This is a genomic window from Actinomadura logoneensis (assembly GCF_003428695.1).
Classification (GTDB): Bacteria; Actinomycetota; Actinomycetes; order Streptosporangiales; family Streptosporangiaceae; genus Spirillospora; species Spirillospora logoneensis.
Genome location: NZ_QURH01000966.1, coordinates 1 through 8,670, shown reverse-complemented (window position 1 = coordinate 8,670; position 8,670 = coordinate 1). Strand labels below are relative to the sequence as shown.

The following is an 8,670-nucleotide window of genomic DNA, read 5'->3' as shown; positions in this document are numbered from 1 at the left end:
CCGTCCGGACGACCCGGCGCCGGCCCCGGCCCCCGATCCTCACCAGGACCGGGGGCCGGGGCCTGCCTGGGGCACCCCGTCCCGATGCCATACTGAGGCGATTCATGGGGAGGTGCCGCAAAGGGTGCTTATCGGCAGGAAGGCGCAGTTCGCCGCGCTCATCGCGGCCCTGGACCGGGCCGCCGCCGGCCGCGCCGGGGTCGTCCTGGTGGGCGGGGACGCCGGGGTGGGCAAGTCCCATCTGGTCGCCGAGCTCACCGCCACCGCGCGCGAGCGCGGCTTCGCCGTGCTGACCGGCCAGTGCGCCGCGCTCGGCGAGTCGATGCCCTACCTCCCCCTGGCCGACGCCCTGTGGACGGCGCTGCGCGACCCGCACTCGGCCGCGGACGAGCGGGCCGCCCTGGAGCAGGGGCTGTCGGGGCGGCCGGTGCTGCGCCGGCTGCTGCCCGACGGCGACGGCGCCCCGGACGAGGCGTCCGACCTCGGCCGCCAGCAGCTGCTCGGCGCCACGCTCGGGCTGCTGGGCGAGCTGGGCGGCCAGCGGCCGGTGCTGCTGGTCCTGGAGGACCTGCACTGGGCCGACCGCTCCACCCGCAACCTGCTGGTCTTCCTCAGCCGGGTGCTCCAGCGCGAGCGGGTCTGCCTGGTCGGCACCTACCGGACCGACGACCTGCACCGGCGGCACCCGCTGCGGCCGGTCGTCGCCGAACTCCTGCGGCTGCCCAACGTGTCGGCGGTCGAGCTGAAGCCGTTCCGGCCGGGCGAGACCGCCGAGTTCCTGACCTCGCTGACCGGGACCGGCGCCGAGCCCCCGGCCGAGCTCGTCGAGCGCGTCCACCGCAGGTCGGAGGGCAACCCGTTCTACGCGGGCGAGCTGTTCGCCGTCGGGGACGACGGGGAGCTGCCCGCGGCGCTGGCCGACCTGCTGCTCGCCCGGGTGGAGCGGCTGACCGAGGACGCCCAGCGCGTGGTGCGGGTCGCCGCCGTCGCCGGACGCCGCGTGGACGACGAGCTGCTGCGCCGCGTCTCGGGGCTGTCGGAGGCCGCGGCGGGCGACGCGCTGCGCGACGTGGTGTCGCACCAGATCCTCGTGCCGACCGGCACGGCCGGGTACACCTTCCGGCACGCGCTGCTGCGCGAGGCCGTCTACGCCGACCTGCTGCCCGGCGAGCGGACCCGGCTGCACCGCGCGTTCGCCGCCGAGTTCATGCGGGCCGTCGCGCCCGACAGCGAACCGGTCGCCGACGCGAACCGGCCGCCCCGCGCGGCGGCGGAGCTGGCCTACCACTCGATGGCGGCGCACGACCTGCCGACCGCGTTCGCCGCGTCCGTCCGGGCCGGCCGGGACGCCGAGCGGATGGGCGCGCCGGACGAGGCGTACGAGCACTACGACCAGGCGCTGTCGCTGTGGGACAGCGTGCCCGGGCCGCAGGAGTCGGCCGGGCTCAGCCGGGTGGACCTGGAGTGGGCGGCGGTCCGGTCGTCGGGCCGGTCCGGCGACGTGCGCCGGGCCGTGCAGCGGCTGCGGCGGCTGCTGGCGCTGGTCGATCCGGAGGACCGGGCGCTCGGCGCGGAGGTCCGCGAGCGCCTCGCGTACTACCTGCACGAGAACGACCGGCTGGAGGAGTCGCGCACGTGGGCGCAGGAGGCCCTGGACCTCACGCCCGTCGAGCCGCCGACGCCCGCGCGGGCGCGCGTGCTGGCCACCTACGTGCGGTCGCTGCTGGCGACGCCCGAGCGGTACGACGAGGTCCCGGCGATGGCGGCGGAGGCGCTGCGCGTCGCGCGCGAGGCGGACGTGCCGTCCGCCGAGGCCGCCGCGCTGATCTCGCTGGGGCAGCACACCGAGGCGACGCTCGGGCCCGGCCCGGAGGTCACCCGCGCCTACAGCGAGGCGGTCCGGCTGGCGCGGGCCTCGGGCAACATGCAGGTGACGCTGCGCGCGCTCTACGTGCAGGCGCACCTGCCGTACGAGACGGGCGAGCTCGCGCGCGCACGCGCGCTGGCCGACGACGCCGTCCGCTTCACCCTGGACAACGGCCTCACCTGGTCCACGTACGGCATCAACCTGCGGTTCCTGCAGTTCCTCATCGCCTACACCGAGGGCGACTGGGACCGGGCGTCCGAGGTCGCCGACGGTTTCGGCATCCGGGTGGTGCGGGACGTGGAGGCGGTCGTCTCCGCGTACGCGCTGTTCCTGGACGTCGCGCGGGGCAGCTCGCGCGCCGCCCGCCGGCTCCAGTGGATCAGGCCGCTGTGGGACGGCGACCAGTTCCTCACCTACGTCGCGCGCGGCCTGGCCGCCGAGCAGCGGCTGTGGGAGGGCGACGAGGCGGGCGCGCTGGAGCACGTCACGACCGTGCTGGCGTCCAGCGGGCCGACCGACACCGGGCTCATCCGGATCGCGGCGGTCGGTCTGCGGGCGCACTCCGAACGGGCCGTCCGCGCGCGGCGGGCCAGGGACGCCGCCGCCGAGGCCGCCGCTCGCGCCGCCGCCGACGAGCTGGTGAACAAGGCCCGGTTCGCCGCGACCCACACCCCGGACGGACGGCACGACGCGTGGATGGGCGCCGAGGGGCGCGGCTGGCTGGCGCGCGCGGAGGCCGAGTGGCGGCGCGCGCACGGCACCGACGAGCCGGAGCACTGGCGGGCCGTGCGGGACATCTTCGACTACGGGTTCGTGTACGAGGTCGCGCGGTCGCGGTGGCAGCTCGCCGAGTCGCTGGCCGAGCACGGCGACCGGGACGGCGCGGCGGCCGAGTGGCGCGCCGCCGTCGCCGACGCCGAACGGCTCGGCGCCCGGCCGCTGCTGCGCGTGCTGCACGACCTGGGCAAGCGGGCGCGGCTCGCGGAGGACCGGTCGCGCGGCGGCGAGGAGGCCGCGGGCGGCGGGCCGCTCAGCGGGCTCACCTCGCGCGAGCGCGAGGTGCTGAAGCTGGTGGCGACCGGCATGGGGAACAAGGAGATCGCGGCGACGCTGTTCATCTCCCCCAAGACCGCGAGCGTGCACGTCTCCAACATCCTGGCCAAGCTGAACGTCACGAGCCGCACGCAGGCCGCCGCCCTCGCCCTCCGCGAGAACCTCTGAGAAGACCCGGACGACCAGCTCCCCGGAGAACCCTCGGGAACCTTCGGGCTGACGCCGGGTCGCGGCCCAAGAGGCCCGGTCGCGGCCCAAGAGGCCGTGTCCGGTCAGGGAGGTCGGGGGGATTCGAGGGGTTCCGGGGGTTAACGTGCGGTCATGACCGGAACGGCGCGGGATCGGCCGTCCGCGGCCGAGGGGCTGGGACCGGCGGCGGTCGCGTGGGGTCCGGTGGCGGTCGCGGCGGGCGCCACGTTCCTCGTGCTGATGCTGTTCGCCGCGCGGTACGGCTACCACCGGGACGAGCTGTACTTTCTGGTCGCGGGCCGGCACCCGGCCTGGGGCTACCCGGACCAGCCGCCGCTGCTTCCGCTGCTGACCAGGCTGATGACGGAGATCGCGCCGCGTTCGCTGACGGTCCTGCGGATCCCGGCGGCGCTGTCGGCCGCGGCGACGGTCGTCCTGGCGGCGCTGACGGCGCGCGAGATGGGCGGCGGACGGCGCGCGCAGACGCTCACGGCGGCCCTGACGGCGATCTGCCCGTTCGTCGTCGCGATCGGCCACACGTTCTACACCGCCTCGCCGGACCTCGCGGTGTCGACGGCGCTGGTCTGGCTGGCCGTCCGCTGGGTGCGGACGCGCGACGACCGGATGCTGCTCGCCGCCGGGGCCGTCGCGGGGGTGGCGCTGAACATCAAGTACCTGGCGGGGTTCCTGCTGGTCGGGCTCGTCGCCGGACTGCTGGTCTCCGGACCGCGCGAGGTGGTGCGGCGGCCCCTGCTGTGGGCGGGGGTCGCGGTGGCGGCGGCGCTGGCCGCCCCGAGCCTGGTGTGGCAGGCGCGGCACGGCTGGCCGCAGATCGGGATGGCCGGGAAGATCGAGTCGCAGGGCGCGATGGCGGGACGTCCGGGCTTCCTGCCGTTCCAGGTGCTGCTCACGGGGATCGTGCCGTCCTGGCTGTGGATCTACGGGCTGTGGCGGCTGTCCAGGCCCGGGCCGTTGCGGGCGTTCCGGTTCCTGGCGTGGGCCTACGCGCTGCTGACCGTGTTCTTCCTGGTCACGGGGGGGAAGCCGTACTACCTGGCCGGATTGTGGCCCGCGCTGTGGGCGGCGGGCGCGGTGCACGTGGAGCGGCGGTCCGCGCCGCGCGGCTGGGGCTGGACGCTCACCCGGCCCGCGATCGCCGTCCTCGGCCTGGTCACGGTGGCGCTCACGCTGCCGGTCTACCCCGTCCGGGTGCTGCACGCGACGCCGCAGCCGGTCATCAACGTGGACGCGGCGGAGATGGTCGGCTGGCCGCGCTTCACCGCGCAGGTCGCGGCCGTCTACCACGGCCTGCCGGACCGCGCCCGCGCGACGCTGCTGACCGGCAACTACGGCGAGGCCGGGGCGATCGACCGGTACGGCGGGAAGCACGGGCTGCCGCGCGCGTACAGCGGGCACAACGGGTTCTGGTACTTCGGGCGTCCGCCGGACAGCGGCGGCCCGACGATCGTGGTCGGGCCGGAGTCGGCGGACGCGCTACTCCCCTACTGGACCTCGGTGACCGTCGCCGGCCGTGTGGACAACGGCGTCCACCTGGAGAACCAGGAGCAGGGCAAGCCGATCTGGGTGTGCCGCGGCCAGAGGATGCCGTGGCCGGAGCTGTGGCCGCGGCTCAGGCACCTCGGCTGACCAGGCCGCGCCCCGGGATCAGCGGCAGGTCGAGCGCGGTGAGCAGGCCGGGCGGCGACGCCACGACCGCCGGGACGGCGTTGACGAGCCGCATCGCGGTCGCCTTCAGCCCGGCGGTGTTGTGGTCGCCGTCCGAGCCGAGCAGCCGCAGGTCGAGCGTGTAGTTCGGCTCGCCGGTCAGCTCGACGCGGTAGCAGCCCTGCCCGGACGGGCGCGGCCAGTCGGGCGCGAGGTCGTCGCGCAGCCGCGTCACGTGCTCCAGCACGATCACGGGCCGGCCGCCGGCCATGCCGCGCACCTCGAAGCGCAGCGCCGCGGCCGTGCCCTTCTCGATCGTCCCGGACGCGATCTCGAACGTCTCGGGCGCGGGCAGCCGGACGTGGTGCTCCTCCACACCGTCGAGCTCGACGTCCAGGGCGGCGGCGAGCTGCCGGACGACGCTTCCCCAGCCCATGGTCAGCACGCCCGGCAGCAGCAGCATCGGCGTGTCCTCGAGCGGACGGCCGAAACCCATGATGTCGAACAGGACGGTGCCCTGGTCGTAGGTGGCGTAGTTGAGGATCTCCATGCAGCGGACCTGGTCGATCCGCTCGCTGATCCCCGACAGCACGATCGGCAGGACGTCGTTGGCGAAGCCGGGGTCGACGCCGTTGACGAACAGCGAGGCGCCGCCCTCCTCCGCCGCCGCGCGGAGCGGGGCGACCATCGCGTCCGGGACGACCTGGTCCGGGAACTGCAGGAACACCGGGCTCGCGGACACGACGTCCACGCCGGAGCGCAGCAGCCGGGCGAGGTCGTCCAGAGCCTCCTGGATGCGGACGTCGGCCATGCACGTGTAGACGACGCAGTCCACGCCGCGCGCGAGGATGCCGTCCTCGTCGGCGGAGGCCGCGACGCCCACGGGGCCGATCCCGCACAGCTCCCCGGCGTCGCGTCCGGCCTTGGCGGGGGTGGACGTCCAGACGCCGACGAGTTCCAGGTCGGGGCGGGCGGCGATGCCCGCGAGGGCGTGCCGCCCGACGTTGCCGGTGCCCCACAGCGCGACGCGGTAGGTCATGGTCACTCCTCCGTGGTGAGGGCGTCCGGGGCCAGGTCGGGCAGCCCGAGGTCGAGGTTGGGGACGTCGGTGCCGCCGTCCACCCGCAGCACGGTCCCGGTGACGTACCCGGCGGCGGGCGAGGCGAGGTAGAGGACGGACGCCGCGACCTCCTCGGGGTCGCCGATGCGGCGCAGCGGCGTGTTCCGCTCCATCGCCGTGCGCAGCCCCTCGTCGGTCATCACGATGTCCAGCGCGGACGTGGCGACCGAGCCGACGGCGATCGCGTTGACGCGGATGCGCGGCGCGAGGTCGGTGGCGGCGAGGCGCGTGTAGTGGACGAGCGCCGCCTTGGCCGTCCCGTAGGCGAGGTAGCCGCGTCCGGCCATGCGCCCCATCGCGGACGCGATGTTCACGACCGCTCCCCCGCCCGCGGCGAGCATGTGCGGGACGGCCGCGGCGGTCAGCGCGTGCGCGCCGGAGACGTTGAACCGGAACGCCTCCTCCAGGTCGGCGGTCCCCGTGTCGAGGAACGCCTGCGGCAGCGCGCCGCCGACGTTGTTGACGACGACGTCGACGCGGCCGAACGCGTCGGCGGCGCGGCCGGCCAGGCCGGCGCAGGCCGCCGGGTCGGACAGGTCGGACGGGACGACCAGCGCGCGCCGTCCGGCGGCCTCGACCTCGGCGGCGACCTTGCGCAGCTGCTCCTCGGTGCGGGCGGCGAGGACGACGTCGGCGCCCGCCTGCGCGAGCGCGACGGCGGAGGCCGCGCCGATGCCGCGGCCGGCGCCGGTGACGACGGCGACCCGGCCGTCGAGGCGGAAGCGGTCCCAGATCATCTCTTCACCCCAACACGAAAGCGAACGGGGTTCAATGGCGACCTGAACCCCTTCTGCCCCATTTGCCGGTCTAAGTCGGGACTTTGCCCCCAACCTGAGGTACACCGGAACCATCACCCTGACCCCCGGAGGTGGTTCCGATGCCCCGTCGCCGAACCCCGCACCACCCCCCGACCCGCTGCCCGACGGGCAAGGTCCGCTTCCGGGACCGCATCGCCGCCGGCCTGGCCCTGGCGACGATCCAGCGCCAGGGCCGCCAGGACCGGGACAAGGCCGAGACCCGCGCCTACCGCTGCCCGACCTGCGCCGGATGGCACCTGACCTCGCAACTCCCCCGCGTCGGCCGGTAGGACCACGCCGGAGCCGGACGGGCGGGCACGCCGGTCGAAGGGCGGAACCGGTCAGAGGGCGCAACCGGTCGCAGGGCCGAACCGGTCGCAGGGCGGGTCGGCCAAGGGGCGAGCCGTTGAGAGGGCGGGGCGGCCAAGGGGCCGAGCCGGTCCGAGGGCGGGGCCGTCAGGTGGTCGCGTGTCGGCCCAGCAGGTCGGCGAGCGGTTCCACGAGGTCGGCGGACTGCCGCAGTCCCTCGCGGTAGACCGGGCTCCAGCGGGTCCGGTCGCCGAGGTCCCGGCCGAACGCCTCCAGGGCGGCGGGGTCCGGCAGGACGCGCAGGTCGGCTCCGCCGTCCGGGCCGGGCATCATGGCGCCCAGCGGCTCGATGAGGATCAGCGTCCCGGCGCCCGCGGCGAGGTGGACGTTCGCGCCGCCGCCGAACGCGCCGTCGATGTGGTCGCGGCCGTCGACGCCGACCGGGCGGACGGCACCGGGGGCGGCGCTGCTCGCCGCCACCGCGACGTGCAGCGGGACGCCGCTGGCGCGGGTCCAGACGACGGGCCGTCCGGCCTCCACGTCCACGGCGGTGATGAGCAGGTTCGCGTCCGGCCATGTCCGGGTGCCGAGCGTCTTCTCCATCGCCGCCGCGTGCTCGGCGGCCGGCATGGCGGCGGCCTCGCGGGCCAGCGCCCCCACCTCGCGGAGCGCCTCGGCGGCGTCCCTGCCGGGGGTGTTCATGATCTGCAGCGCGCGGGGCATCGCGGCCGGGTCGCCGATGCGCTCGCGAACGGGGATCTCGGCCAGTTCGTCCAGGTCGCGGCCGGTGGCGAGGGCCGCCCCGGCGATGGCGCCCGCCGAGGTGCCGACGATGAGGTCCGCGCGGGCGAGGTCCACGCCCGCGCGGCGGAGTCCGGCGGCGAGGCCGAGCAGCCACGCCGTCCCGACCGGGCCGCCCGGCCCGAGGACGAGCGCGACGTCAGAGGAGGTCGTCATGGGTTCACCCTAGAGACCAGGCGGACCCGGAGATATCGGACTTTCGGGCTGCGACCAAGGTCTCATGGCGCGACCGGGCGGGATGTGGCCGACCTGGCTGGACCGGCGGCACTCAGCCGAGGAAGTCGAACGGCGTGCCCGCGTCGGCGGAGCGCGCGGCCCGGTAGACGGCCCACGAGAGGGCGAGGTCCTGCCAGGGCAGGCCGACGGGCGCGTAGACGGTGGTCTCCCCGTCCCGGACGCGGCCGGGGGCTTCGCCGCGCAGCACCTCACCGAGCGTCCCGGCGGCGTCCCGCACCGGCGGGTCCACCGTCGCGAGCACTCCCATCTCGGCCGCGAGGTCCCGGTCGTCGACCACGACGCGGGCGCGTTCGAGCAGGTCGGGCGCGAGTTCGGACTTGCCGCGCTCGTCCGCGCCGAGGGAGGTGAGATGCGTGCCGGGGGCGACGTCGTCCGCGTGCAGCAGGGGTTCGCGCGCCCACGTCGCCATGACCACGATGTCGGCGTCCCGGGCGGCGGCGCGCGCGTCGGCGGCGGTTCCGGACGGCACGCCGAGCCGTTCGCCGTGCCGTGCGGCGAACGCGGCGGCGCGGTCCGGGTCCAGGTCGGCGACCGTGAGCGCGGAGAGGGCGAGGCCGGCGGTGTCGCGGAGCGCGCCGAGGCCGCGAAGCACGAGGTCGGACTGGGCGCCCGCGCCGACGACGGCGACGCGG

At 75.9% G+C, this 8,670-nt stretch carries 6 protein-coding genes and 1 pseudogene; 3 read left to right on the top strand and 4 right to left on the bottom strand.

Annotated features, from left to right (window positions below):
* The first annotated feature begins 124 nt into the window (after positions 1–124).
* Both DZF91_RS42995 and DZF91_RS32755 read left to right on the top strand, forming a co-directional pair.
* Entirely contained in the window at positions 125–3,088 is a 2,964-nt protein-coding gene (locus DZF91_RS42995) for a helix-turn-helix transcriptional regulator (RefSeq protein WP_328589248.1), read from the top strand.
* Between the two features lie 153 nt (positions 3,089–3,241).
* Complete coding sequence (locus DZF91_RS32755; RefSeq protein ID WP_117360925.1) at positions 3,242–4,756, top strand: glycosyltransferase family 39 protein; 1,515 nt, start codon at positions 3,242–3,244, stop codon at positions 4,754–4,756.
* On the opposite strand, the gene DZF91_RS32750 is transcribed toward DZF91_RS32755, so the two are convergent.
* Positions 4,740–5,813: an NAD(P)H-dependent amine dehydrogenase family protein gene (locus DZF91_RS32750; protein WP_117360924.1), complete on the bottom strand. Its 1,074-nt coding sequence runs from the start codon at positions 5,811–5,813 to the stop codon at positions 4,740–4,742. The two genes, DZF91_RS32755 and DZF91_RS32750, sit on opposite strands and share 17 nt — an antisense overlap.
* Positions 5,814–5,815: 2 nt before the next feature.
* Complete coding sequence (locus DZF91_RS32745; protein WP_117360923.1) at positions 5,816–6,631, bottom strand: SDR family oxidoreductase; 816 nt, start codon at positions 6,629–6,631, stop codon at positions 5,816–5,818.
* 140 nt (positions 6,632–6,771) lie between these two features.
* On the opposite strand from DZF91_RS32745, the gene DZF91_RS32740 reads away from it, so the two are divergent.
* The gene (locus DZF91_RS32740; protein WP_117360922.1) at positions 6,772–6,981 is read left to right on the top strand and encodes a hypothetical protein; all 210 of its coding nucleotides are present in this window, start codon (positions 6,772–6,774) and stop codon (positions 6,979–6,981) included.
* A gap of 166 nt (positions 6,982–7,147) precedes the next feature.
* On the opposite strand, the gene DZF91_RS32735 is transcribed toward DZF91_RS32740, so the two are convergent.
* Both DZF91_RS32735 and DZF91_RS32730 read right to left on the bottom strand, forming a co-directional pair.
* On the bottom strand, positions 7,148–7,957 hold the full coding sequence (locus DZF91_RS32735; RefSeq protein ID WP_117360921.1) for a patatin-like phospholipase family protein: 810 nt from the start codon (positions 7,955–7,957) through the stop codon (positions 7,148–7,150).
* A gap of 112 nt (positions 7,958–8,069) precedes the next feature.
* Positions 8,070–8,670: pseudogene (locus DZF91_RS32730) on the bottom strand (ornithine cyclodeaminase family protein); the annotation flags it as partial.

Bases quoted from the DNA above. Each gene is read 5' to 3' on its own strand.
- DZF91_RS32750 (WP_117360924.1), bottom strand. From the start codon at position 5,813: ATGACCTACCGCGTCGCGCTGTGGGGCACCGGCAACGTCGGGCGGCAC.
- DZF91_RS32745 (WP_117360923.1), bottom strand. From the start codon at position 6,631: ATGATCTGGGACCGCTTCCGCCTCGACGGCCGGGTCGCCGTCGTCACC.
- DZF91_RS32735 (WP_117360921.1), bottom strand. From the start codon at position 7,957: ATGACGACCTCCTCTGACGTCGCGCTCGTCCTCGGGCCGGGCGGCCCG.
- DZF91_RS32755 (WP_117360925.1), top strand. From the start codon at position 3,242: ATGACCGGAACGGCGCGGGATCGGCCGTCCGCGGCCGAGGGGCTGGGA.
- DZF91_RS32740 (WP_117360922.1), top strand. From the start codon at position 6,772: ATGCCCCGTCGCCGAACCCCGCACCACCCCCCGACCCGCTGCCCGACG.